21 protein-coding genes and 1 tRNA gene are annotated in these 25,954 nt (G+C 52.5%); 14 read left to right on the top strand and 8 right to left on the bottom strand.

The genetic code is table 11. The features are described 5' to 3' along the window. Window positions 1-25: 25 nt before the first annotated feature. The 4 genes from E0F26_RS12450 to E0F26_RS12435 are packed head-to-tail and all read left to right on the top strand — an operon-like array spanning window position 26 to window position 5,022. The gene (locus E0F26_RS12450) at window positions 26-1,390 is read left to right on the top strand and encodes a sigma-54-dependent transcriptional regulator (protein ID WP_279241984.1); all 1,365 of its coding nucleotides are present in this window, start codon (window positions 26-28) and stop codon (window positions 1,388-1,390) included. Window positions 1,391-1,433: 43 nt separating this feature from the next. Further along, complete coding sequence (locus E0F26_RS12445; protein ID WP_279241983.1) at window positions 1,434-1,985, top strand: heme NO-binding domain-containing protein; 552 nt, start codon at window positions 1,434-1,436, stop codon at window positions 1,983-1,985. Window positions 1,986-1,993: 8 nt separating this feature from the next. Beyond that, window positions 1,994-3,985 (top strand): response regulator, encoded by a 1,992-nt coding sequence (locus E0F26_RS12440; protein WP_279241982.1) that lies wholly within the window; start codon window positions 1,994-1,996, stop codon window positions 3,983-3,985. Window positions 3,986-4,041: 56 nt separating this feature from the next. Next, the gene (locus E0F26_RS12435; protein WP_279241981.1) at window positions 4,042-5,022 is read left to right on the top strand and encodes an NADPH:quinone oxidoreductase family protein; all 981 of its coding nucleotides are present in this window, start codon (window positions 4,042-4,044) and stop codon (window positions 5,020-5,022) included. A gap of 58 nt (window positions 5,023-5,080) precedes the next feature. Here E0F26_RS12435 and E0F26_RS12430 read toward each other — a convergent pair whose 3' ends face one another. The 4 genes from E0F26_RS12430 to E0F26_RS12415 all read right to left on the bottom strand — a co-directional run bounded on the left by E0F26_RS12430 (window position 5,081) and on the right by E0F26_RS12415 (window position 9,229). After that, window positions 5,081-5,389 (bottom strand): MGMT family protein, encoded by a 309-nt coding sequence (locus tag E0F26_RS12430; RefSeq protein ID WP_279241980.1) that lies wholly within the window; start codon window positions 5,387-5,389, stop codon window positions 5,081-5,083. Further along, on the bottom strand, window positions 5,379-6,593 hold the full coding sequence (locus tag E0F26_RS12425; protein WP_279241979.1) for a Vgb family protein: 1,215 nt from the start codon (window positions 6,591-6,593) through the stop codon (window positions 5,379-5,381). The genes E0F26_RS12430 and E0F26_RS12425 overlap by 11 nt, the downstream gene beginning before the upstream one ends. After that, window positions 6,572-6,949 carry a VOC family protein gene (locus E0F26_RS12420; RefSeq protein ID WP_279241978.1) on the bottom strand — a complete coding sequence of 126 codons (378 nt, stop codon included), beginning with the start codon at window positions 6,947-6,949 and terminating at the stop codon, window positions 6,572-6,574. Before E0F26_RS12420 ends, E0F26_RS12425 begins: the two co-directional genes overlap by 22 nt. A gap of 159 nt (window positions 6,950-7,108) precedes the next feature. Continuing rightward, window positions 7,109-9,229, bottom strand: coding sequence for a molybdopterin-dependent oxidoreductase (locus E0F26_RS12415; protein WP_279241977.1), 2,121 nt, complete (start codon window positions 9,227-9,229; stop codon window positions 7,109-7,111). Window positions 9,230-9,576: 347 nt separating this feature from the next. Here E0F26_RS12415 and E0F26_RS12410 point away from each other — a divergent pair, with 347 nt between their 5' ends. Further along, window positions 9,577-10,164 carry an NAD(P)H-dependent oxidoreductase gene (locus tag E0F26_RS12410; protein ID WP_279241976.1) on the top strand — a complete coding sequence of 196 codons (588 nt, stop codon included), beginning with the start codon at window positions 9,577-9,579 and terminating at the stop codon, window positions 10,162-10,164. A 168-nt stretch (window positions 10,165-10,332) separates the two neighbouring features. Continuing rightward, the gene (gene purT, locus E0F26_RS12405; RefSeq protein WP_279241975.1) at window positions 10,333-11,514 is read left to right on the top strand and encodes a formate-dependent phosphoribosylglycinamide formyltransferase; all 1,182 of its coding nucleotides are present in this window, start codon (window positions 10,333-10,335) and stop codon (window positions 11,512-11,514) included. A 6-nt stretch (window positions 11,515-11,520) separates the two neighbouring features. Here the strand turns inward: purT and E0F26_RS12400 are convergent, their stop codons facing one another. Continuing rightward, entirely contained in the window at window positions 11,521-12,966 is a 1,446-nt protein-coding gene (locus E0F26_RS12400; protein ID WP_279241974.1) for an amidase, read from the bottom strand. A 150-nt stretch (window positions 12,967-13,116) separates the two neighbouring features. Further along, complete coding sequence (locus E0F26_RS12395; protein WP_279241973.1) at window positions 13,117-14,268, bottom strand: M24 family metallopeptidase; 1,152 nt, start codon at window positions 14,266-14,268, stop codon at window positions 13,117-13,119. Between the two features lie 106 nt (window positions 14,269-14,374). Between E0F26_RS12395 and E0F26_RS12390 the strand changes: the two genes are divergently transcribed. From E0F26_RS12390 to E0F26_RS12365, 6 genes are all read left to right on the top strand, one after another. Further along, on the top strand, window positions 14,375-16,207 hold the full coding sequence (locus E0F26_RS12390) for an MFS transporter (protein WP_279241972.1): 1,833 nt from the start codon (window positions 14,375-14,377) through the stop codon (window positions 16,205-16,207). Then, window positions 16,200-18,008: a M24 family metallopeptidase gene (locus E0F26_RS12385; RefSeq protein ID WP_279241971.1), complete on the top strand. Its 1,809-nt coding sequence runs from the start codon at window positions 16,200-16,202 to the stop codon at window positions 18,006-18,008. The genes E0F26_RS12390 and E0F26_RS12385 overlap by 8 nt, the downstream gene beginning before the upstream one ends. Window positions 18,009-18,081: 73 nt before the next feature. Next, window positions 18,082-19,101 (top strand): trans-3-hydroxy-L-proline dehydratase, encoded by a 1,020-nt coding sequence (locus E0F26_RS12380; RefSeq protein WP_279241970.1) that lies wholly within the window; start codon window positions 18,082-18,084, stop codon window positions 19,099-19,101. Between the two features lie 26 nt (window positions 19,102-19,127). After that, the gene (locus E0F26_RS12375) at window positions 19,128-20,060 is read left to right on the top strand and encodes an ornithine cyclodeaminase family protein (RefSeq protein ID WP_279241969.1); all 933 of its coding nucleotides are present in this window, start codon (window positions 19,128-19,130) and stop codon (window positions 20,058-20,060) included. Window positions 20,061-20,398: 338 nt separating this feature from the next. Continuing rightward, window positions 20,399-20,806, top strand: coding sequence for an alternative ribosome rescue aminoacyl-tRNA hydrolase ArfB (arfB, locus tag E0F26_RS12370; RefSeq protein WP_279241968.1), 408 nt, complete (start codon window positions 20,399-20,401; stop codon window positions 20,804-20,806). A gap of 75 nt (window positions 20,807-20,881) precedes the next feature. Beyond that, on the top strand, window positions 20,882-21,835 hold the full coding sequence (locus E0F26_RS12365; protein ID WP_279241967.1) for a hypothetical protein: 954 nt from the start codon (window positions 20,882-20,884) through the stop codon (window positions 21,833-21,835). Between the two features lie 558 nt (window positions 21,836-22,393). Here E0F26_RS12365 and E0F26_RS12360 read toward each other — a convergent pair. Further along, on the bottom strand, window positions 22,394-23,386 hold the full coding sequence (locus E0F26_RS12360; RefSeq protein ID WP_279241966.1) for an aminotransferase class IV: 993 nt from the start codon (window positions 23,384-23,386) through the stop codon (window positions 22,394-22,396). Window positions 23,387-23,505: 119 nt separating this feature from the next. On the opposite strand from E0F26_RS12360, the gene E0F26_RS12355 reads away from it, so the two are divergent. Continuing rightward, window positions 23,506-24,528, top strand: coding sequence for an AraC family transcriptional regulator (locus E0F26_RS12355; protein WP_279241965.1), 1,023 nt, complete (start codon window positions 23,506-23,508; stop codon window positions 24,526-24,528). Between the two features lie 224 nt (window positions 24,529-24,752). Here the strand turns inward: E0F26_RS12355 and E0F26_RS12350 are convergent. Beyond that, a tRNA-Met gene (locus tag E0F26_RS12350) sits at window positions 24,753-24,829 on the bottom strand. A gap of 114 nt (window positions 24,830-24,943) precedes the next feature. Here E0F26_RS12350 and E0F26_RS12345 point away from each other — a divergent pair. Further along, on the top strand, window positions 24,944-25,954 hold the full coding sequence (locus tag E0F26_RS12345; RefSeq protein ID WP_279241964.1) for an HDOD domain-containing protein: 1,011 nt from the start codon (window positions 24,944-24,946) through the stop codon (window positions 25,952-25,954).

The raw sequence follows: 25,954 nt of genomic DNA, 5'->3' as shown, positions 1-25,954 counted from the left end.
TGGGCGTTGATGGCAGAGGGGGCAAATGAAAGCACTAATTGTTGAGGATAGCGCAACCCTCTGTGCTATTTATGAGGCCTATTTAGGTGGGCTTGGCTTGGATATTCATATAGCCACAACGCTCGATGACGCCGTATCAAGCTTAGAAGGTTTGACGCCAGACTTTATCTTACTTGACATCGAATTGCCCGACGGTAATGGGCTCGATTTGCTCGCACCCGCGGCGGCGCTTAAACCGATGCCTGTTACGGTTGTTATGACCGGACACGGTACCGAATGGGCCCAGCGCGCGCTCGATAGTGGCGCAACTGACTTTCTGGCAAAGCCTTTTGACTCGATTCGCTTACGGGTAACCGTTCAAAACGCTATGCGGCGCAAAGAGCTCAATGATCAAATCGACGTTTTGTCCCAAGTTCGCGATCAGCTGGGCGGTCTTATAGGGTCGTCGCCGCCAATGCGGGCAGTTTATGATGCAGTTGAACGGATTGCAGCGGCTGACGGGACGGTACTTATTCTGGGCGAGAGTGGCACAGGAAAGGAGCTTACCGCGCGTGCAGTTCATGATCTATCAGCTCGGGCTCCAGATCCCTTTATCGTCGTCGATTGTGCTGCAATTTCGGTCGCAAACTTTGAGCGAGAATTTTTTGGTGAAGACGCGCGTGAGGGTGGTACGGGTTGGGTTCATCGGGGGCTGGTGTCGCGTGCAGAAGGTGGCAGTTTATTTTTAGATGAGGTCGCTGAGCTCGATTACGCGGCTCAGTCCTTGCTATTGAGATTTATCGAGAGTGGTGTTTTCCGGTCGCTAGGCGCGGGCGCGGAGGCGTCCGCCGATGTGCGGATCATCGCATCGTCGAATAGGGATTTATTAGAGGAAGTGAGAGCAGGGCGGTTACGAGAGGATTTATATTACCGCCTGCAAGTGTTGCCCATTCGATTGCCACCTTTACGGGAGCGCTTGAGCGATGTGCCTGAGCTCGCCTCAATCATGTTGGATCGACTTGCAGTCGAGACGGGAAGGTCACTTGAGCCTTTGTCGGGTGATGCTAAGGCACGCCTTTTAAGCTACGCGTGGCCTGGCAATGTTCGGCAGTTGGAAAATATGTTGCGATGGATTGCCACGATGATGATTGGGTCGGAGATAGGAACCCATATTATTGATGAGGCGATCGCACAATTTGATAGTCAGTCAGAGGTCATAAGTGCCGAAGTCATTGCCCCTGAGTCGTTGGACACCCCCGCCGGTGAAATTAGGCCACTTTGGCTGGTCGAAAAAGAGGCGATTCAGAATGCGATCGAGGTCAGCGATGGAAATATCAATCGAGCCGCTATTTTATTGGAGGTCGCACCTTCCACAATCTACAGAAAAGTCCAAGCGTGGAAGGATGGTTAGTAAAGACACGTCTTCTGCTAATTCAACCTAAGGAGGGTTACTCATGTATGGCGTTATCAACAAATCGTTACGTGACATGGTGACAGAGGGCCACGGTGAGGCTATTTGGGCGCAGGTTCTTGCGAAGGCGGGTGTTCCCAGTGACAGCTTTCTCGCTATGCGCAGTTACGACGATGAAATTACGTTCCGGTTGGCCGTTGCGTCCTCCGACGCGCTCGGGGTCGATGTGGATACCGCGCTTCATGCTTTTGGCAAGCATTGGGTAAATCATACCTTGGCGCGTGATTACGATGCCTTGGTGCGCTCTACCGGTAGCACCATGCTCGAGTTTCTCGAGAACCTAAATGAATTACACGACCGCATCAGCACAACCTTTCTCGAGTACCAGCCCCCAGAGTTTCGCGTGAGCGAGCTCGAGAAAAACAGAATGGAAGTCGAGTACATAAGCCACAGAGAGGGGCTGAATAGCTTTGTTTCAGGTTTATTAGTTGCTCTGAGTGAGCGCTTCAATGAGCCCATGTCAATCGAGGCAATTGAGGACCTGTCGGTCGATGCAGGCACCCATACAAAGTTCAGTTTACTGATGGAACGTTAAGCCGCTTCATGCGTCAGTGGGATTTGCTTTCGGATTTATTTACCGTCCTGATCGAGATCGATGAGGGGGGTGCTACGCGGCGCGTTTCCGCTTTGGTGCAAGAGCGTGTCGAGAGACTTGAGCAGCACAACTTTCGATTCTTTGATGATTTCGAGTTCAAGCGACCAGCGCGATTTCAAGGAGGCCCCAAAGACACCCTGGCCACTGAGGGCCGGTTATTCCTCGCCCATAATGATCAGATGGAGCTCGCAGTTCGAGGTCAGATAATCCGGTCTGACCGAGACGATGGGAGCATATGCTTCGTCGGCATACCTTGGTTGGCTTGGATGAGGGAGCGATACCCCAATTCAGAGCCTCGATTTGATGAGTTTCCGGTCCATGACTCTCAAATGGATCAGTTGCTGCTGCTCTCCTCGCAACAGAAGATGCTCGAAGATCTGCAGATGCTCAACGATAACCTAGAGCAAGCAAAGACTGAGGTTGAGGGACAAGGTGAAGTTCGCCAGCAGTTTTTCAATCGTGTCAGTCACGAGGTGCGAACACCGCTAATGGGCGTCAGCAGTGCACTCACTTTGCTGGCTGACAAAATACGTGACCCGGGAACTCTCGATCTTTTATCGATGGCCGAGGCCAGCATGGATCGAGCTACTGAGGTGATTAACTTTGCGCTAGGAGATGCCGCTACCCAAGATAGTCGCCCTGAACAATTCACTGTCGCAACCGATTTACGGCACCTAGGTAAGTCCCTGCGCAAACTATTTTTGGCAAGTGCCACTGAGAAGGGACTCACACTTGAGGTTTCTATCAGCGATGATGTGCAAGCTCAATACTGGTGCTCCGACTTATTGTTGAAAGAAGTTCTTATCAATCTCCTGAGTAATGCTGTGAAGTTCACTCACCAGGGCTCGATTGAGTTAGACGTGGGACTTACGCCAAGCTCTAAGGAGGCGCTGCATCAGGTCATCTTTCAAGTATCTGACTCAGGCCCTGGCGTTCCTGAAAGCTTACGCCGACAGGTCTTCTCACCCTTTGAAACCGGGGTGAGTATTGCAACCAAAGGTCAGGTTGGGACAGGCTTGGGGCTGAGCATGAGTGAGTCGCATGTCAAGACGATGGGCGGTACGATCTCCGTTGGTGAGTCTCGATGGGGCGGTGCACTCTTTACCGTCGTTTTACCTCTCACACCTTGCGCGGGCGTTGATAAGCTCAGTCAGTCTGCGCAGGTCGCGACAAACTTGTCCTTCGACAAGCGATTGTTGCTGTTGGATGACTCTGTGACAAACTTGAGTCTCAACGCGCAATTACTTCGAAGCTTAGGCTTCAAAGTGGCAACTGCCATGTCCGGGGGCGAGGCTATTGAGGTGGTAAAGCAAGCCCCTGAACCGTTTGATGTGGCGCTACTGGATATTAATCTCCCCGATATGACGGGATACGAAGTGGCTGAGCGCTTGAGCAAACTGCCACAGTGCGCTGATACAAAGCTCTTGGCACTCAGTGCGTATTCTCAAGAAGAGGAAAAGCAAAAAGCGTTTGCAAGCGGCATGGTGGACTTCATCACGAAACCTTTTAAGCGCGATGCAATTGCCGATGAGTTCGCTCGTTTATTTGACAGTGAAATGGTTACGGTTGAGGTTGGCAGTCCGATAATAGAGGCGCCATTCCCACTGTTTGAGCCGAGTTACAGCAATGAAATGCTGGACCTTCTCGGTGAAGAGGTCGTTCAAAGCCTTTTCACTAGTTTGAGTAACGAGGGACGAGCGAATATGGCGACATTACAACAGACGTTGGTTGATAACGGCTTGGAGGATGGAGCACGTGCAGCACATACGTTAAAAAGTAGCAGCAAAGCGCTAGGCTTATTAGCGTTAAGTGATCAGATGAGTGAGATCGAGAAGCAACTGGCTAATGGGCTATCCCTAAACCCAGATACACTTGATGAGGCAGCCCATTCGTTGGGCGAGGGCCTCCGGTTATTGGAAGCGCATTTGGCCCGAGCATGATATTAACGTCTGTTCAGGGGCTGTCGAGCCTCGCCAAAGCATTGTAAGGAGGTCCTATGCGCGCGCTAGTCTGTCGTGAACTCTCCGAAGATTTTTCAGGTGTCGCAGTCATTGATTTACCTGTCCCTGAACCGGCGCCGGGTGAGGTCAGGATCCGAATCAGAGCTGCGAGTCTTAATTTCCCAGATCTCTTGCTGTGTCAGGGAAAATACCAGCTAAAGCTCGACCCGCCGTTCACGCCAGGAATGGATACCGCAGGTGAGATCGATGCGATCGGAGAGGGCGTAAAAGGCTTTGCCGTCGGTGAGGCTGTGGTTGCAGGAATGCGCCACGGGGGCTTATCGCAATATGTTTGTGTCTGTGCAAAGGAGCTTCGGAAAAAGCCGGAAAACATGAGTTTTTCTGAGGCGGCGTCTTATCAGGTGGCTTATTTGACCGCCTATGTCGCATTGGTTCGACGCGGTAATTTACAGGCTGGAGAGACGCTGCTGGTGCACGGTGCAAGTGGTGGTGTGGGCATGGCAGCGGTTGATATTGGCAAGCGCTTGGGTGCGCGTGTCATTGCGACAAGTGGCAGTGATGAAAAGCTTGCTCGGATAGAGGCCCAGGGTGCCGACTATGTGATGAGTACCGAAGGTGGGTTTCGAGAGGAGGTCAAAGCCCTCACTGATGGACGAGGGGCGGATGTGATCTATGACCCCGTAGGAGGCGATGTTTTTGATGAAAGTATCCGTTGCATTAACTTTGATGGCCGCCTTCTTGTCATAGGCTTTACCAGTGGTCGCATTGCGTCGGTTCCTTCAAACATGCCGCTGATAAAGGGCTTCTCCGTGGTGGGGGTGAGGGCTGGGGAGTACGGGCGTCGATTCCCTGAGAAAGGTGAGGAAAATCTTAATGTGATTTGGCAATGGGCGGAGGAAGCCAATACGCGTCCCTACGTGCACGGCGAATTGGCCTTAGCCGATGCACTCGTCGGGTTTCGCATGCTTGAGAATCGAGAAGTCGTGGGGAAGTTGGTTATTCGCCCTGATTTGTAAAGGGTGGTGAGGGTGTTGGCTGCGCGGCAGAGCCAGAGATCCTGCAGTTTCGCAACCACTAGTCCGGCCATGCATATCGGCGCATATTGACTCTCAATTGCTTGACGTCGATGCCCTCCTTTTGCAGGCGCGTCTGCGCAAGTTCCTTTTTAGGGCAGGTGATGACACCGTTATGTGACAGGACACGATGCCAGGGTATGTCGGTGCTATGGGGTAACTGGCTTAGGATTCTTCCGACCCAGCGTGCTCTTCGCGGGAATCCCGCGGCTTGAGCTATACGGCCAAATGACGAGACCCGCCCTGACGGTATTTGACTGACTGTCAATAAGACGCGTCCTCGTGCATCAGCCTCATTATCAGTTCCCAATTCGCACCCGCCCCACACGATTGGAGCTGCTTTGATGGATCAGCAGATCACCTTCGCGGGTTTTCCACGTGTGCCTTATGATGCCGATGCCTGACGGCACGGCCCAGCTTTGGAATTTCTCTGTCGTAGGGTCGAAGCGCACTAATGCATCGGGCCGCATTCCACTCTCGTTGTACCAGACGATGTCATCAATCACGGTCATGGAATAAGGGTGTGAGAGAGGGCCGCTAGGCGAGTCCCATTGAGTGACGGCACCCGTGGCTATTTCTAATTTGCCAATTTTTCCTAGCGACGAGTTAACAAACCAAACATCGCCCTTACTATCGATATCCAATCTTCTAATACGTGTGCGCTCGTCGGGTACAACGTAGTAAGAAATATCGAGCGTTTGCGGGGTCATCCGACCTATTGCGTTAGTGCCGTTAAAGGCAATAAAAAGATCGCCCCCGTTACCGACTTTGATGCCATAGGGCTTTCTGCGGGTCTCAATTTCAGTGATCTTTCCCGATGAGGGATCTAAGCGCCCCAGCATATTTGAGTGCTGGCTTGTAAAGTAAAGGTTTCCGTTAGGATGGAAGACAGCAGTGTGTGGGTCGCGCGCTTGGGTAGTGTATTCCCTAATCTGCCCGTTTGTTGGATCGAGCCGGCCAATTGTTGAGTTACTGTTGCCGGTGTACCAAATGAAGCCATTGTCATCTGGGACGATGGAGTGCGGCCGCGCTGAACTCGGCAGTGGATATTCACGCATTTCACCTGTCCGTGGATCTAGGCGTCCTACTAGGGAGGCCCACATCCCTGTCCACCAAATTGAGCCATCGGGGGCCTCAATTGGGTCACGAGTGCGCTGACCGAGGGTCGGTGTCACCCATTCATCAATAACGATATCGGTGTCGCCCGTTATCAGCCGTGGTGCCTTGTTGGGCTTATGCGGATATTGGGTGGCAAGGTACTCGCTTATGGCTAAGAGGCGGGGACGGGGCAGCGATACCATACTGGTGATCAGATGTGACCACTCCTCGCTGGTGTCATACCCTTGAGCGCGATCGAGATATCGTAAGCCATGACAAGCAGAGCATGTCTGACTTACGTCTTTGACCACGTCATAGTTAATCGGGAGTTGGCTTGTTTCCGCTAAACTATGTCCGCCCATTAATAGGGCGGACAACGCTATGAGGTGACCGGTTAAACTCTTAGCAGCGTGCAAATCTTGTTGCCCGAAGGATCCCTGAGGTAAGCGAGGTGAATTGGCCCCATATCACCGTCGCGCACACCGGGTGGATCCTCACACGCCGTGCCGCCGTTTGCGAGCCCTGCCTCATGCCAGGCTTCAGATGCCTCGACGCTGGGGGATGCAAACCCAATTGTGCTTCCGTTACCTGCAGTTGCAGGGTCGCCATCAATCGGCGTCGAGAGGGCAAAAATGCCTGTCTCCGTCATGTAAAAAACGCGACCCTTTGGATCCATAACGCCAGGACCGTAACCCAGTGCACCGAGAGCGGCATCGTAAAATTGTTTTGAAGCCTCAATATCCGAGGCTCCAAGCATGATGTGACTAAACATGAAATGTACTTCCTTTTTTATGTGTGAGTGATATGGCAAGGCTACTCAAGGTGGCTCGCTTTTGTCGAGCGACACCCGTGATTTTCATGTGGCGCAGCGCGAGGATACCTTCGTTGCAGTTAATTCAGTGGCTAGCGTGGAAACTCGCTGCCCAGCACCTCATGCATGAAGTTCCACCGGAACGCCATTCACGGCTGCATTCCCTGATAACTCATCCAAAAATTGCTCGTCAGTGATGTCATTACAACTAACGCCTGCATGGGTATTCGCAATCTCGGACCGCGTGCCGTTCAAGCCGTGGCCGTAGCCGTGAGGTAAACTGATGACGCCAGGCATCACCTCTGTTGATGGCATGAGTTCTGCGCTAATCGATCCGACACGACTCTTGATCGTCACCGTCATGCCAGCTTTCCAGCCCTCTTTTGCTACATCTTCCGGGTGCATTAGTAGATTGCACCGACCCGGTCCTTTAACCAGGCGTCGGTGGTTGTGCATCCAAGAGTTATTGTCTCTGACATGGCGACGACCAATGAGACGGTATCCCTCCGCCTGTATCTCCATGCCTGAGATTAGGCGACGGATATCAGAAAGGGCCTCGGGAATGGCGAGGGGGATCCGCTTGTCAGCTGTTTGAAGCCGATCAGGGCAAGATGGCTGCAGTTCACCTAAATCGATGCCTGATGGGTTATCTAACAACTTATCGATGCTCAGATCCCATCTTGAGTCCTTACCATAGGGCCCAGCTTTTAGCGCCGCATCGACAATTTTATGCGGGGGTACCCGAGGCGTCGATTCGACACCCAGTCGATCAGCTAGCCGATCACCGAGCTCAGCAAATATTTCCCAGTCGTGCAGCGCACCCTCGGGTTTATCGAAAACAGCCTGGCTGTAGCGTGCTGTATTTCGAACGGCCAAATTATGAAAGGCAATGTCGTAATGATCATGTTCCAAAGGCGAGGTTGGCGGCAAGATGACATCGGCGTGGCGCGTAGTCTCGTTGAGCGCTGGATCCAAAGAAACCATAAATTCAACTTGCTCGAGCGCCTCATCTACGGCACGTCCATTGGGTGTCGATAACACGGGATTACCAGCCCCTGTGAACATCAATTTTATCTGCCCGTTGCCTGGGGTTCGAATCTCATCGGCAAGCGCTGCGGAGGGGAGTTCATAGTTGAACTCGGGAAGGTCTCGACCGCGGCTCCTAAAGCGCCCAAACCCACCGGGACTGGAGTTCATGACTTGATCCATCGCGGGCGCGGTGAACAAACTACCCCCTGGTTTATCGAGGTTACCCGTAATCACATTAATGACCTGGATAGCCCATTGGCAAAGCGTCCCATACGCTTGTGTACTCACTCCCATACGACCGTAGCAAATGCCTGCCTCAGCTGTTGCAAGATCGTGTGCAATGCGAGTGATATCGTGCGCCTCGATTCCTGTGGCGGCAGCCGCCCACTCAGGGTTCAAGGCCGACACGGCGTCACGAATCTCGGCGATGCCATCCACTACTCCGGCAAGCTTGCCCAAGTCGGTGAGGTTATCTCTAAACAGCACATGAATAAGTCCGAGTAAAAACGCCGCGTCCGTACCGGGGCGAATGAAGTGATGTTCGGTCGCGAGCTCTGCGGTCTCGGTTTTACGGGGGTCGATAACAACCAGCTTTCCGCCTCGCGCCGTTAAATCCTTGATCCGTTTTCTAACGTCCGGGACGGTCCAAATGCTGCCATTTGAAGCGAGCGGATTGGCCCCGAGCATCAGAAAATAATGGGTCCTATCAATATCAGGGATAGGACTTAGCAGCATGTGACCGTACAGCCACATGGACACCAGATGATGCGGTAATTGGTCAACGGACGTGGCCGAGAACCGGTTGCGAGTGCGGATGTGTCGAAAGAGATTACGTTGGTGCGTGAGCATGCCATAGTTGTGCACAGACGGATTGCCGAAGTAGGCGCCTATCGCATCAACACCGTGTCGCTCGATCGTATCCGAGAGTGCGCTAGCAACAAGGTCAAGTGCCTCGTCCCATTCGATTTCCACATGCTCATAAACCCCAGCAACAGATCGAACGCGTTTGAGCGGTTTTCTCAGTCTGTCCGGGTCTTCATGAATATCCTGTAAGGCCACAGCCTTTGGGCAGACGTGACCACGGCTCAGTGGATCCGCTTTGTCGCCTCGAATATCAACTACTTTTTCGCCTTGTGTCTTGATTACAAGACCACACATGGCCTCGCATAGGTGGCACACTCGATGGTGCGTTTTAGTCGATGCAATCGTCACGTTTTCTCAGCCTCACCGTTGCGGCTCAACTACCGTAGTAGGCGAGCACTTATTATTTTAAGTGCTCAAGACTACATGACTTTGAGCCGTAATGGGGTGAGCGCGTTACCCGTAGAGGTGTTGGAAACGCTCCGCAGTTAACGATTTCAATACGCTAATTTGGTCGATGCTATGATGTGAACCTTGGAGTGCGCGGCTTTGATCTCTGCGATGCGTGTGTTCGTGTTGCCTGCCATCGTTTTTTTCTATGCTCAAAGCGTGTGCTATGACCGGATCTAAGTGCTTGCTCACGCCAACAGGCGATGACTTGTCGAGTTGTATCATTGAATTAAGGGGCCTGAATTCAAATGAAAAAAATTCTCCTCATCGACGCTCACCCCGATGAAGCACGTTTGGCTTCCTCGCTGCTTTCGGCTTACAAAAAGGGAGCGGAAGCCTCAGGCTTCGATCTGACCACACTTACGATCCGCAATTTGAGCTTCGAGCCGAATCTCAAGTTTGGTTATGAAAGACGTATTGATCTTGAACCCGATTTGGTAGATGCGATCGCGGCTCTCAAGGGCTGCAACCATATGGTCTGGTTCCACCCTGTTTGGTGGGGTGGGCTGCCCGCACTCGTAAAGGGTTTCATCGACAGGATATTTTTGCCCTCTATCATGTTTGACTACAACGCGGAAAAGCTCGGTGGGATGGGCTGGGACGGCTATTTAGAGGGTAAAACCGCGCGTATCGTCACCACGATGGATACGCCCGCCATTTTATATCGTTGGTTGTACAACGCCCCAAGTGTTAACCAGTTAAAAAAGACAACGCTCGAGTTTTGTGGTGTGAAGCCCGTCAGGGTGACCCAGTTTGCGCCCGTTAAGGGCTCAAAAGCAGAGACTCGAGATCGTTGGATTGAAAAAGTGTATCAGTTGGGTCTGAAAGGGGGCTGATCTCTGCTTTTCCATGTGTGATCAACACCTTGGGTGAGCTTGCACTTAAGCCGCTTGGTTGTTTGCGGCGCTGGACGGAGCCATAAAATAGGCTCTCGGACCAAACCGATGACCTCAATTCTGCGTTAAACCTTGAGTTACTCGTCATAGTTACTTAAGGACATTGAAATGGTCAGCATTGGAACGCCTTTCTCATCAGCCGCCACGCGGGTACTTTTCTGTGGGTCGGGAGAGCTGGGCAAGGAAGTTGTCATCGAGCTGCAGCGACTGGGTGTTGAGGTGATCGCCTGCGATCGCTACGAAAACGCGCCGGCGATGCAGGTGGCGGATCGCTCACATACGTTTTCCATGCTCGATGGTGATGAATTGCGGCGAGTGGTTGAGGCTGAGAAGCCCGACTTAATCGTTCCTGAAATCGAGGCTATCGCCACAGATACTTTGGTCGAGCTTGAGTCGGAGGGTTTCCGGGTAATACCGAGTGCGCGTGCCGCACAGCTCACCATGAATCGAGAGGGCATACGTCGATTGGCAGCAGAAGAGCTCGGTCTGGCGACCTCCCCCTATGCGTTCGCTGCTGATAGAGCTGCTTTTAACGCAGCGATTGCTGAAATTGGTATTCCTTGTGTGGTTAAACCGATTATGAGCTCTTCGGGTAAGGGGCAAAGTCTTGTTCGATCTGAGGCTGATATCAATCACGCTTGGGACTACGCACAGGCCGGTGGCAGGGCCGGTGCAGGCAAGGTGATCGTTGAAGGCTTCGTGGATTTTGACTACGAAATTACGCTGCTCACGATTCAACACGCAGGCGGTGTGAGCTTCTGTGAACCGATTGGTCACCGTCAGGAGGATGGGGACTACCAGGAAAGTTGGCAGCCTCAGCCCATGTCTGGTCTCGCGTTATCCCGTTCACGGGACATCGCTGAGCAGGTCACCGAGGCGCTTGGTGGTTATGGGTTATTTGGCGTAGAGCTCTTCATCAAAGGCGATGAGGTTTACTTCAGCGAGGTATCACCGCGTCCTCATGACACGGGTATGGTGACGTTAATGTCGCAGGATTTATCGGAATTTGCGCTGCACGCCCGAGCGATTTTGGGTCTACCCATCCCCAATATAGCTTTTCACGGACCGTCTGCTTCGAGCGTGATCTTGGTCGAAGGGGAATCAAAAGAAACGCGCTTCGGTAATCTTGCCTCGGCGCTTGCAGCTCCCGATACCTCGGTAAAGCTATTCGGTAAGCCTGAGGTCGCTGGCAAACGTCGTATGGGTGTAGGACTTGCGCGCGGTGCAACGGTGAATGAGGCACGTGCTAAAGCATGTGCCGTGTCTAAAAGTGTGGATATAACGCTTTAATTCGGTCTACAACGATGTGACAAGGGCAGGATGCTGCTCGAGGTATGACGTTACAGCTTCATAAGCCAGGGCAAATTCGAGCACCGCTTTATCACGACCCGTCGGCCCCAAAATTTGAATGCCAATGGGTCGCCCCTGTTGATCGAAGCCTGCGGGTAGGTTGACGACCGGCAGGCCGGCGAGCGTTCCGCCTATTACGACCTCCATCCAGCGATGATAGGTATCCATGGGCTTCCCATTGATCTTGGAGGGCCAATGCATCTGGGCATCAAAGGGAAATACCTGCGCAGTGGGTAGGGCTAAAAAATCATATTCGCCAAAGAGCGCCATGAGTGCTCTGTACCAATCGGATCGTGCTGTATCAGCCTTTACGACCTGTGCCGCGCTCATTCCCAGACTGCCCTCAATCTCCCACTGAAACTCTGGTTTCAGCTGAGATTTTAAGGTGGGGTCCTTGAGCAGCGATTGTGAGTCAATAAATGCAAAGTGTCGCAGTGTGAGCCACGTATCCCAGAGGCGCTCAAGTTCAAAGTCGGGGGCGCAGTCTTCAACCACCGCTCCCTTTGTTTCGACGCCTTGCAGTGCACCTCTGCAGATATCGAGTAGACCCGGCTCCGTCGCAAGATAGCCCCCGTAGTCACCCATCCAACCGATGCGGACACCGTCCTCCAAGGCGGTCGGTACAAATGACTCAGCACGGGGTAGCGTGTCCTGCAAGGAGAGGGGCTCTCGAGCATCAAAGCCTGCCATGGTGGTCAGTAGCTTGATGGTGTCAGTAACGTCTCGGCCCATAGGTCCGTCGGTTGCGAGTTGATCGAAGAACAGCTTTGAATTTTCGTCCGCGCCGGGCACCCGACCTTTGGTGGGTCGAAAGCCAATCACGTTGTTGAATGCAGCTGGGTTACGCAACGAGCCCATCATATCGCTGCCGTCGGCGACGGGGAGTAATTGCGCGGCAAGACCGACAGCTGCACCACCGCTGCTACCGCCAGCACAAAGCGAGGGATTGTAGGCATTTCGAGTGGTTCCAAATACGGTGTTGTAGGTCTGTGAGCCAAGGCCAAATTCAGGCGTATTTGTTTTGCCAATAAAGATGGCCCCCGCCTGCCTAATCCGTTCAATGGCCAGACTGTCTTTCGTCGCTATGTTCTTGGCAAGGAGGGGGGAGCCTGACGTTGAAAGGAAGCCACGGACATCGGCAAGATCTTTGACCGCGTGTGGCATGCCGTGCATCCAGCCCCAGTATTCCCCTTTGCTCAGTGCTTTATCCGCATCATTGGCTTGCGCCAACAGCCCACCTTCATCTGCCAAGCTGATGATCGCGTTATAGACTGGGTTGTACGTGTGAATACGCTCGAGGTAAGCCGACATGACTTCCACACAGGATACTTCTCGGGCACGGATCATCGAAGATAACCTCGATGCACTGAGGGCGGTGATGTGATCGTTCATAGACTGTATCCCTGAGGTGCTCTTGTTAAGCACTGCCGACGCAGCAGTGGGGGCAAGAAGTGTGGCGCTAGCGAGTGTCGCGCCTTTGCAAAACTCTCGGCGTTTCATTAAATCCTCATATGCTCATGTAAGTGACCTGTCTTAGTCAGGTCATAGCGGCTGATAGAGACTTTTTTGTGGCTCGGTAAACCATTTTGCCCCTGTATCGGTCATGTAGAAGTGATCCTCTAGCCGAATACCAAAATGGTGGGGAACCACGATCATTGGCTCATTGGAGAAGCACATGCCCGCAGCAAGTGGCGTGTCATCACCTCGAACTAGGTAGGGCCCCTCGTGGATCTCGAGCCCGATGCCATGACCTGTGCGATGAGGGAGGCCGGGAAGTTGATAATCAGGACCCAATCCATGCGCCTCAAGTACCGATCTTGCCGCCGCATCGACATCGCCGCAGGGCCGACCAATTTGCGCTGCGTCAAAGGCCGCTGCTTGTGCCTCTTTCTCCAGCTGCCAGAGCGTTTCTACGTCCTCGCTTTGCTTGTCTAGCGCATAGGTTCGGGTGATATCTGAGTGATACCCATCGATGGTGCACCCCGTGTCGATGAGAATGAGTTCATGCTTGGCGAGGGTTGGATCGCCCGGTACACCGTGGGGGTGCGAGGTTCCCTCACCAAATTGCACCGCGCAGAAAAAACTGCCGTTATCAGCACCGCCTGCGCGATGGAGGCGGTCGATCTCAGCAATGACCTCGCTCATGCGCATGCCTGGTTTAATCCACTCGAAAATTGCAACATGCACATCTAACGTGAGTGTTTTGGCGGCCTGCATCAACGCAATTTCGCTCGCTGACTTTTGGGAGCGTAATGACTGAAGAACAGGTCCAGCGGAGGTCAGCGTTGCCGCTGTCAAATTGCCTAAGGCAAACACCTGACCATAGGAACAGCTAGGATCAACGCCCACTCTTTGGCAGTTATTTTCTGAAAGAACACTTGTGACAACACTACGAGGATCCTCGTGCTCCTCCCACCAGGCGAAGTCATGGGGTGTAGGTAGGGCGGCGAGAAGCGCTGTGTCTTCAAATTTTGGGCAGACAAACACCACGCGTTTTGTTGACACAACGGCACAGACGAGGCGCTCTGTCTCTCGCCAGGTCAAGCCAAACAAGTACCGCATACTGGCCCCAGGTGTGATCATAACTGCGTCAAGCGCAAACGCCGGTAAGCTATGTTGTAAAGCTTTAAGCCGTTTCTGACGCTCGTCGTGGGTGATAGGAGTAACGGTGTCTCTTGCTGACATAGTGCTCATTGTCCATAAGTTCTCGTTTGGTCATTGTCGGAGTTTCTCGATGAGAAGTGCAATAACTTCTCGATAGGTCACATGCTATATTCGACTTTAGTTGGAGACGCTTGGCTTGAATAACAAAAAAACAGCGAACACGTTTACGCGAACCTTTTATATTGCCAATACGCTTGAAATTTTCGAGCGCATTGCTTGGTATGGCTTCTTCACGGTTTCCTCGCTCTATATGAGTACCTCTCCAAGCGCAGGAGGGCTCGGGTTTAGTGACACCGAACGCGGCATCTTACAGGGCATTATCCCGTTCTTTGTGTATGTCTTGCCCGTGATGACGGGAGCAATGGGAGACCGAGTCGGCTATCGCAAAATGTTTTTGATCGCTTTCGCGCTCTTAACCCCTAGCTACTTGTTGCTGGGTCAGGTGCACGAGTTCTGGCCTTTTTTCTGTGTCTATATGCTGGTGGCCCTAGGGGCCGCTATTTTTAAACCCCTCGTCGTGGGCACGGTCGTACGCAGTGCAAACGATGATAACCGTGGGCGAGCGTTTGGCATTTTCTACATGATGGTCAACGTCGGTGGGTTCTTGGGACCTGTGATTGCGGGTTATGTCAGGGCCATAAGTTGGGACCATGTCTTCTGGCTTTCTTCGATTGCGATTGGCATTAACCTTCTGATCGCGCTCTTCTTTCTCGAGGATGACTCGCCCGAGCGAGTTCAAACTGCTGTGGACCAAGAGAAGGATCAGCCTAATGCTGATCCGTTATTGCAAACGGCGAGTCTTGAGCAGACAGCTAAGGCGACACATGGCACTTCCAGCGTTGATGAAAATGACGCTGGGCAAAGCGCCGCATCTGCCGCAATGGCAGACGCTATCGAGGTGCTGGGCAATGGCCGCTTTGCCCTAATGCTCATTCCCTTAATTTTGGGGCTAATGATAGCTGGGGGTGGTTGGATTGCTTGGCGTGACTATGGTTTGTTTCTGCTCTTCTGGTGTGGCGCTCAGGTCATTTGGGACCGACTTGTACCGGACGCTGCCTCAAAAACCTCCTGGTATGGTCAAAAATTAAGAGTGGGTAACGCCCCCTTTCTTGTTTATTTGCTCGTGCTCTCCCTGTTCTGGGCGGTCTATAACCAAATTTTCCTTACCTTCCCGCTGTACATTCAGGATTTTGTGAATACATCAGACGCCGTCGCGATTGCTCAGTCGTTTTCCGATGCCTTCGCGCAATTCATTGCGCCTGTTGACGAAGCGCGGCTGGGAGAGGCGCTGGGGACACTCTCGGTCACTCAGCCCGAGCCGGTCGAGGCGTTCAGAACACTCGTGCAATACCAAGTGCGTGTGCCCGAAGCAGAGCTAGTCTCTGGCCTGAATGCGCTGAGTTCGGGAAGTGCTAGCGTGGATTCGCTCGCTAGCGAGTGGGCGACTAAGTTTCGGCAGATAAGCCCCGAATACATTATTGCCTTCGATTTTCTGTCGATCGTAGTGTTCCAATACTTCATTAGTCGATGGGGGGAGAATCGCGCGCCGTTTGGCATGCTGATTCTTGGCACCGGTATGATTGGCGCAGCCTTTGTGATCGGGGGTATGTCACACATGGTGGCTTTCGGTGGCGTCTTAACCATCGCAAGCGTCATCGTTTTTGCTTTTGGCGAGATGCTCGCGTCACCTAAGAGTCAAGAGTACGTAGCCTCAACATCTTCGCCGGAGCAGGCGGCGCTTTTTCAGGGTTACTATTTTGTCTCCATTGCAATTGGCTACCTGCTGGCAGGCATTATGTCCGGATGGGCCTATAGCGAAATTGCGGTAAAGGCGAATCAACCGTTTGTTATGTGGGGTCTCTTTGCGGGTTTAGCGGTTATCGCTATGTTTGCTTTGGCGTTATTTAATCGCTATCTAGCTCCGTATATGGGTGCCGAGAAAAATCTAAGCGAGGCTCACTATGACTGATGTGAAGACCATTGCCGCGGGCTGGGAACCCAGCCGGATATCGGCGCTGCGCGATGTGATGGAGACATCAAAAATCGATGTCTTGGTGATTCCCCGCTGGGACGAGCAACAGTTTGAATACGTATCGCTTGCGAATGAGCGCCTCGCGTGGACAACGGGGTTTACCGGTAGCTGGGGGCTGTCGGTAGTCACTCATGATGACGTCGTGCTCTTTATTGATGGACGATACCCTGAGCAGGCCGCGCGCGAGACCGATGGCGATTGGGTGACGCTTCAGCATTTATACCAGGAGCCCCCTGAGCATTGGCTAGCGCAGAACGTACAGGCGGGGTGGCATGTGGGTTTTGACAGCGAGGTTGTGACGCCCGACTTATACGATCGCCTGCGAAAAGTGTGTGAGCAGAACGCCGCAGTCATGCGGCCAACCGACGCAGACCCCTTTGACCAGTGTTGGTCAGATCGACCCGATACGCCTTCGTCGGCCGTTAGACAGCTGTCTGCTGAGTGGGCCGGTGAATCAGTCGCGGAGAAGCTGGCGCGGGTTCGCGATCAAATGCGCGTATCCGACGTGGCGTGGCTCGTTGAGACACAGCCCGACAACGTCAACTGGCTGCTAAATATTCGTGGGCAAGACCTACCGTATTGCCCGGTCGTGCGAGCACGCTTGCTTATCGGATTAGAGGGCGAAATTCATTTATTTGGGGATGTGACAGACACCGACAGCGAGAGACTTGCGAGTTCAGATACCGCCGTTCGCTGCCATGCACGCAATGAATTTTTGAAAACGCTGGAGCGCACAATTCAGCCCGCAGACCGCCTCTGGGTTGATGCAACACAAGGGCCACAGTGCGGACGTCAAATGGCGGAAGCTGCAGGCGGTGAGGCACTTATGCTGCGTAGCCCGATTACCGATTTGAAGGCACGTAAAAACGAGACCGAACTCAATGCATTACGAAGTGCTTGCTTATCTGACAGCGCGGTCTGGGTGCGGTTGCTTCATTGGTTGGAGTCAGCGGTTCACCACGAATCGGTTACCGAACTCGGGGTAGAGAAGCGCATTCATCAATTTCGTACGGACGTTGAAGACTATACAGCGCCTAGTTTTAGAACGATTTCCGCGGCTGATGGGAATGCGTCGCTTGCGCACTATTCGGCGCCTGCCGATGGCGGTGCAACCCTAAAGCCCTCAACGCTATTTTTACTCGATTCAGGTGGTCAGTTCAGTCGCGGTGGTACAACGGATACGACCCGCACTTGGTGCTTTCAGAAACCGACGTCAGAGCGTCGGCGTTTAGCGACCAGTGTGTTGAAAGCGCACATTGCGGTGGCTCAACAAGTCTTCCCAGTGGGTACTTTGGGGCATGCGCTGGACAGCGCCGCCAGGCTCCCTATGTGGCAGGCACAGTTGGATTATGATCACGGTACCGGGCACGGCGTGGGGCACTACCTGAGCGTCCACGAATTTCCCCAGCGTATGCAAAAGGCGGGAACAGCAGTGGGACTTCAGGCGGGCATGACGCTTACGGTCGAGCCAGGCTTTTACCGAGCTGATGAGTTTGGTATTCGGCACGAAAATCTGTGCGAGGTGGTATCGCACGCTGAGGGTTGGCTGGGGTTGGAGAGCATGGCGTTTGTTCCTTTCAACCGTCTATTGATCGATGCGGGCATGCTGACCCCAGTTGAGCGCGGTTGGGTGGATGAATACCACCAAAGGGTTCGCGAGAAAGTAGGTCCTGTTTTGGGCGACGAAGAATTGATTGCCTGGCTTGAGGCGGCAACGGAGCCTTTGTCGGATGAGTGAGCGAGGTCAATGATGCACGTTTATCATTGTTGTGGTCTGGTCTCCTTGGAAGCGGGTCGCTCGGAGTCATTTAATGCACCAGACTGACCCTATTCATATCGTTCAATGTCACGCCTGCGGTGAGGTGGGGGATGTCATTGTGAAGGGTGTTGCGCCGCCCCCCGGAGAAACACTCTGGGAGCAATCGCGCTGGATAGCGCGCGATGGGACCTTACGTAATTTCGTACTCAACGAGCCGCGTGGGGGCGTACACAAGCACGTGAATTTGCTGGTGCCGCCAAAACACCCTGACGCTGATGCGGGCTTTATCATTATGGAACCTGCTGACACACCGCCGATGTCGGGGTCCAACTCAATGTGTGTGGCGACGGTGCTCCTAGAGACAGGGCAAATTCCTATGCAGGAGGGCAGCAATAAACTCGTCTTGGAGGCGCCAGGCGGGCTTGCCCTGGTGACCGCTGAGTGCCGATCAGGTCGGGTTGAGTCGGTCACCGTCACCAATCACCCGAGTTTTGCAGGTCATCTCGATGCCGTCGTCGAGGTTGCAGGCATTGGCAGCATCGCAGTTGATACGGCCTACGGTGGCGACAGCTTTGCCGTGGTAGATGCACCTTCATTGGGCTTTCGCCTCTCGCCTGATGAGGCCCAGGATCTCGCTAATCTTGGGGTAAAAATCTCCGATGCGGTGACAGAACAGCTGGGCTTTTACCACCCGACAAACCCGGACTGGCAACACATTTCTTTTTGTTTGTTTCGCACGCCCGTTATCTCAGGCGTGACACGGCACGCGGTTGCGATTCGGCCGGGGAAGATCGATCGCTCGCCAACCGGCACAGGGGTGTCGGCCCATCTAGCGTTGCTGCAGGCGCGTGGAGAGGCGGGTATTGGAACGACGCTGACCGCACGTTCGATTATCGACTCAGAGTTCTCAGGTCGCATTGAAGCGTTGACTGAGATAGGCGAGCTCGACGCTATTGTTCCCTCTTTGACCGGTCGCGCTTGGATTTACGGCAGATCGGAGCTTCTTCTAGCGCCAGACGATCCGTGGCCACAAGGTTATCGGGTCGCCGACACCTGGCCCGGCGCAGAATAGGGGAGTTAATAAACGATTTGAGTGATATGAACGCTAATGATCTCGTGATTCTAGGCCCGGAGTTATCTCATAAGTTGAACTGGGCTGACGCTGTTGAAGCGCTTCGAAAGGGGCATACATTCCCCAGAGCGACCATTAGCGACATGCTGATACCCATGTCTGATGGTGAATTACTAACTCGCTCAGCCGCCATCCCGGGGTTGGGTGCTGGCACCAAATCAGTGACGATTCGTCCCGATAATCGGGCCCTTTCACCACCGGCACCAAGCGTGCAGGGGCTTTTTACTCTTTTTGATAAGGAGCGAGGTCATCCTGTTGGTTTGGTAGAAGGTGCTGTACTGACACTTTGGAAAACGGTGGCAGATTCGCTGTTGGGTGCGAGCTATTTAGCTATGCCTAAGCCCTCGTCGATGGCCGTTATCGGAACAGGGCCGATTGCGAGAGGATTACTTGAGGGTTACACCTCGCTTTATCCACAGTTGACCGATATCCGCATTTGGGGAAGAACAAGAGTACGCGCTCAGGCGATTGCAGACGCTATGACGTTTGAAGTTACAGTGTGTGACAGTCCAGAGACCGCGGTTCGAGGGGTCGATATTGTCACCAGTGCTGTTGGCTCGAGGTCGCCGGTAATCAGTGGTAACTGGGTAAAGGATGGCGCCCACGTCGATCTTATTGGCGCGCACGGGCCTGAGATGCGCGAGGGTGATGACGAGCTTATTGCGCGTGCGTCGTTGTTCGTGGACTCGCGAGAAACGGTGCTTGAGCATATTGGGGAGTTATGTATTCCCATTTCTCAGGGGGTGATATCGACAAAAGACGTCAAAGGTGACCTTTACGATCTCGTTGAAGGGGAGGGGGAGAAACATCGCTGTGAGACAACGGTTTTTAAAAACGGAGGAGGTGCACACCTCGATCTCATGATGGCGCTTTACTGTTTCGAGCAATATTACAGGTGATGAAAAGATCGTTTGGGCGCGATTATCAGAGCGTAAAAAAATGTCAGTCACTCGCTAGGGACTACCTGCGTTCTGTGTGGACTGGGTTGGCCGTCACCCGCATCATGCACCCCGCCCACCGATAGCCAACTTAGCGTCAGGTTTTCGCCAAGCTCAAGGATGCTCACTGATGCAAGTCGTGATCTTTCGCGGCACAAATAGCACTGCGTTTAATGGTACTTAATGGTACTTTTAATCGTGCTTTCAATAGGTCTCGTGGACTACGTCACTGACGGCAGGTGCCAAGGCGACGGCGTCAAGCACACGATAAGTAAGATAAGCATTCTTTGGTGCGCCCTATGATTCGTGTATCCGATATTCCCGAGAGTCAGATCGAGTTTTCTGCGATCCGAGCCAGTGGTCCCGGTGGGCAGAACGTCAACAAGGTCTCCTCAGCTATTCATTTGAGATTCGACGTTATGTCTTCGACATTGCCGGCAGCTGTTAAGTCCAAAATTCTCGCTATGCGCGATGCAAGAATCAGTAGCGATGGCGTCATCGTTATCAAGGCTCAAAAGTTCAGGAGTCAGGAAAAAAATAGACTAGAAAGCCTAGCGCGACTCGACGAGATGCTTAGAGAATCTCAACATGTGGAAGCGCCTAGAATGAAAACTCGCCCCTCAAGGTCATCGGTGCGTAAGCGACTCGATAGTAAAAAGAGACAAGGATCTTTGAAAAAGGCCCGCGGGAAAGTTCATGATTATTGAGCGACTGATAATGTTTTTTGACATACACCGTCTGCTAAAGGGGTTATTGCCCAAGACCAAACCACTGGAGGCTATATGGTAAAGCCCCTTAACGGCGCGCGACTTGTGGGTCTCGCGTGGTTTGTCTCGGCGTGTGTGTTCTTTGCTACACAAGTGAGTTCACCCACGGTACCGCATATTGCTATTGACGCACTTTCAAGTCTCTTTTTGGCCTACTTTCCTGTTTTAGCGTTGTGCGTATTCCTCCTTCTCTTTTTGACGCGTAACAGAGATGCATTCGACTGGGAGTCGCTTTATAGGGTAGATCGAGACCGAGCAGGCCAAGAGGTGGTATTGGCATTCGCTTATTTGTTACTAACGCAGTGGATTCTTGGCCTGTATTTCGAAGTGGGGCTTCATTTTCCCGGACCTCATGTTTATGAGGCGGGACGTTTTGATCTGCAAAACGTGCTGCTATGGACGTTGGTCAATAGCGTGGTGTATGTCGTTATTCCTTTGGTTTGGCTTTGCAGGTCGGGCCTTGATCTGTCTGAATTTGTGCGAGCCCTCCAGTGGCGAAGAAACATTTGGATTTTGTTTGCATTTTGGGCGCTCGATTTCTTTGGGCCCATTATTGGGGGCGTCGATTTTTTCTCATTAACCACCGAGCAATATGTGGTGGGTGTACCGCTGAGCATCCTTGTTAACACATTCGGTGCTGGCTTGCCGGTTGTTATCTTGATGCACGTCGTGCTCATACCAAGATTGATGCTGATCTGTGACAGTAAACTCTCAGTCATTGCGATGGCAGGGTTATTTTATGCTGTCTTTAGCCTGTTTGATCCGGGTGTTGATTACAGCAGCTTGAACATGACGATTCTAAGTGTGAGCTATATCGTTATGACACAAGTGCTCGTTGGTATGGGCAAGGCCACATTCACCGTGGTTACTGCTAACCCGTTTATTCATTTTGCAACGCTGCATGTGCTCAGTGCGAGAGTGCCGTTCGATACGGCAATGTACGCCGAGATCTTCAAGGCTTTTAATTAGGACTAGGGTCGCTGTTGGCTGAGTTGATTATCGGCCATCTCTCGATTTTCCGCTTCGTGGAAATGAAAAAACCAGCAGACAAAGCTGCTGGTTTTCTTGAAGAGCGTGGTAGCTACGGGTGGACTTGAACCACCGACCCCAGCATTATGAATACACTTCTCCGTGACCTGAGTGATATATTTTAGTAATAATATCAATGGTTTAGTGTGATATAACCTCAGAATACCTTTCAAAATATCGTTCCCCATTCGTTCCCCGGTTTCCTGATTTTCGTGCCTTAAATCAGTTTGATGCGCAGGTGCGACTTATGTTCATGTGAACAAAAGTCGCGATTTGTATTCTCCTTTGACTGAATTGTTGAAAATTTTTCGTGAAAACGAATATTGATTAGTTGGTATGTAGACCTTGCGGGGATTACGCTTGATCCGACGCCGCTGATCAATAGCTTGGGGCGTGGTAACAGGGGTAAGTTACTGGCCCTGATCGTTTGCAGTTTTCCGGGAACCGTTGTGGTTAGACATTTCTACTTTTGTTCCATGGCTTTGCAGGCTTAATCCTTCACTTTGATTCGGTGTTAACTGGAGTGTCGTAATCAACCGGCGTCGCCAGCCAACCATCCCAACGCTTCTCCCAGTACAAATTGTGTAGGGTGGCAGTGAGGGGGCCTGGGCCCCCGGTGCCGCCGAACACGATGTCGTCCACGCTGTTGATCGGCATAATTCCGCCAGCAGTTGAAGTTATGAAGGCCTCATCTGCATCGCGCAGCTGGTCTGCGGTCACCTTCTCCACATGGGTCGGAAGGCCCAGTTCAGCGCACAGCTCCAAGGTGGTTTTGCGGGTGATCCCTTCAAGGCAGCCACTGTCGGGGGTATAGACCTCGCCGTTTTTGATAAAGAAGATATTGGCACCCGGGGCCTCGGCGAGATTGCCCTCCTCGTCGGTCAGAACGGACCAGTCTTTTTCACTAAGTAGTGCCTCGCCCAGTGAAAGCTTCATATCCATCCAGTGGAGGTTCTTGGCGGTAGGGTCCACCGAGCGGGCCGGAATTCGGATAAATTCCTTACTGACAATGACGTCGAATCCTCGGCTACGTTCCGCATCATGTGCGATATACATATAGGGAATAACAAATCCATAGAACTTGTTCTGGAAACCAGCGAGATCAGAGCGGTCACCGTTTGAATTGGTACCGCGCGTGACACACCACCAGACATAAGCGTCCTTGACGCCAACTAGCTTTACCATGTTGGTGAGAATTTCTGCCGTTTCTGCCCTTGAATAAGGGTTAGTTAAGACAAATTTTTCACAGGACAGCTCAAAGCGCTCAATGTGATCGTCCAGACGAAAAAAATGGCCCCTGGAGACACTCACGACATCGTAGGCCGCATCGGCATGAAGGAACCCCATATCGGTGATGGGGATACCCGCTTCATCCACGCTGCAGTAGTGATCCTGAATAAAGGCACTGCCGTTGGCATACTTCGAATCATGAGGAGCCCTGGCGTGCTCCGGGTGGGTCTCCATGATGTGTTCAGCTTGAATGATCGACATGTCCCAATTCCTTATTGTCGGTGTGAGGCTAAGATAGTCATTCAGGGTCTCGGGATATTGACCCAATCGGACCAATAATTGACACTTTGCGACAACGATAAGAACTCGCAGCGGCAGTTATGCAACTGAACCCCCTCTCCGCTACCCAACGGGGCATGCCAGCCAGTTGGTTGATCAGTTACCTCCGGGACCACGGCATTGACCGGGCCGAAATATGCCGTGCGGTCGATGTCGATGAGACATCACTAATTTCCAACTCGGGAATTATGCGCACCCCGCTGTATCTCCAAGTGTTTAATTGGGCCTCCAAACGCCTGGAGAATGCCGTGCTGGGAGTCGATATTGCAGAGTCCATAAATGAGCGTGAATTCGGGATACTTGGCCACCTTGTCCTGAATGGCTCCTCACTGCGGGAGAGTTTTAAATTTCTCGAGCGATACCACTGTATCTTTTCCCCCGATTTTGAGTATAAATTTACGTACGAGGGAGGAAGGGCCCAGTGCCACTACGCTGAGGCGGACATTCCTGGGGCAGACTCCACCCAGGATATTAATTTCGGTCTTTCCCTGATCACAAGGGCCATCCGCGAACGCGCCGGTCAGTCCTGGAAACCAATACGAGTGTGTTTCACCTACCCTCAACCCGATGACGCCAGCAGACATAGCAAGCACTTTGGTGACATGATTTGCTTTGACCAGGCCATTAACCTGCTCGAGTATGAAGACGAGGTCGTCGATATACCCAGCACCAATGCTGATGCCAACCTGCTGCCTATCCTGTTAGCGCAGGCAAATAAACTTCTCGATGAACAGCAGATCAAGACCGATATTGTTAAGCAAGTGCGCCTTCAGGTGACCACCTCTATTGGGTACCGGCCAGTAACTTCGGAGACCACTGCCAGGCGCTTGAATATGTCTGTTAGGCAACTGCAACGGCAGCTTGAAGCGAGGCACACCTCGTTTCGCCAGATCAAGGACGAGACCCTTGTTAGAATCGCCAAGGACGCGCTCGCCAGCTCAGAATTGAGCATCACCGAAATCGCAATGAAACTCAGTTATTCTGAAACCAGCGCCTTTGACAGAATGTTCAAAAAGAAGGTGGGAGTTTCCCCACTTCAGTACCGCAAACAGAATACACTGTAAGCAGTTCTCGACGCTTGTCCGCTGAAGACCAATCGTGCCAACACACTGCCCTGCGGGATTCTTTAGTAATACAGGTAAATTCGGTTATACCGAAAAAAGGGTGAGAGAGTGTGAGAAACGCAGAGAAGTTTCCCTGAAATCTTCCCAGATTGTTCCCAGATATTTTTTGCGTTCCCAGAAACGAAAAAATCAGCAACCTAAGTCACTGATTCTTTGTAAGAAAATGGTAGCTACGGGTGGACTTGAACCACCGACCCCAGCATTATGAATGCTGTGCTCTAACCAGCTGAGCTACGTAGCCACGAAGGGCGCGTAGTTTGTCGAGAAATGGATCACAGGTCAATGTCCTGCAGGTTGAATTTGTTATTTTTTCGCGCCTTACTGAGCGCTGGAAAAGTGCTGGACAGAGAATTCCATGTTGAAATTCTTCCGCCGAGTGTTTGGGCTTAGGAGCCGCACTGACAGGGCGACAAAAACGGTGGAACCCGATTCAAACCTGGAGGCTTGGGACTCCAGTCCAAATGATTGGATCGAGCCGGCTATCTCAATTGCTGAATCCGAATTAGATCTAACAGATCTACCTGCAGTCGCCGGTACGTTTGCTCGCCAAATTGTTAGAGATGCGATGGCGGATCAACTGGAGCTGCCGATTATGCCTGAGCTCGCCTTGATGGTTCGGCGCAAGTCACTCGATCCGGGGTCGTCAGCAGCCGATCTCACATTAATTATCCAGACCGATATCGCCATCACGACTAAGCTTATCCAAGTCGCAAATTCCCCGTTATATCGGGGCTATGAACCTATTCAGTCGCTCAATGAGGCCATTGCACGAATTGGGATGATTGCGGTTCGGGATATTGTGACGGGCCTAGCCATCAAGCAGATGTTCGTTACAGAGCAGCCAAGGCTCCGGCGAAGAATGCGTGATTTGTGGGAGCACAGTGCGAGAGTGGCTGCGAATTGTTCAGTGCTTGCGCGCCATCAAGGCGGCTTTGATCCGGAGCAAGCACTACTCGCAGGACTCGTTCACGATATAGGAGAGTTGGCGATTATTAAGTATGCCGACGCATTCTCGCCAAGCGAGCTCTCTGACGAATCCTTGGCAAGGACGATTAAGCTCCTGGGAGCGAAGTTAGGCGCAGTCATGCTGCGTCAGTGGAAGCTCGATGATGAGTTGGTGTTTGCAGCGTTGCATGCTGACGCCTTCGATCGGGCCTCAGAGTCAGTTGTTCGACTGGTTGACTTGGTTCAGGTGGCACAGCTACATCTGCTGTCTAATGCCCCTCAGACCGAAGTCCCCAACATTACCCAACTGTCCGTGGTGAAAAACCTTGGACTGGATTTAGATGAGTCTGGACGGGGATTTGCCTTGCTCAGCGGCGCACGCCAAGACGTAGAGCAGGTGAGGGCCGCTCTGGCAATTTAG

Origin of the sequence: Candidatus Paraluminiphilus aquimaris (assembly GCF_026230195.1) — a bacterium.
GTDB lineage: Bacteria > Pseudomonadota > Gammaproteobacteria > Pseudomonadales > Halieaceae > Luminiphilus > Luminiphilus aquimaris.
The sequence above is the reverse complement of the archived record's forward strand: the minus strand, read 5'-3'. Positions and strand labels throughout refer to the sequence as shown.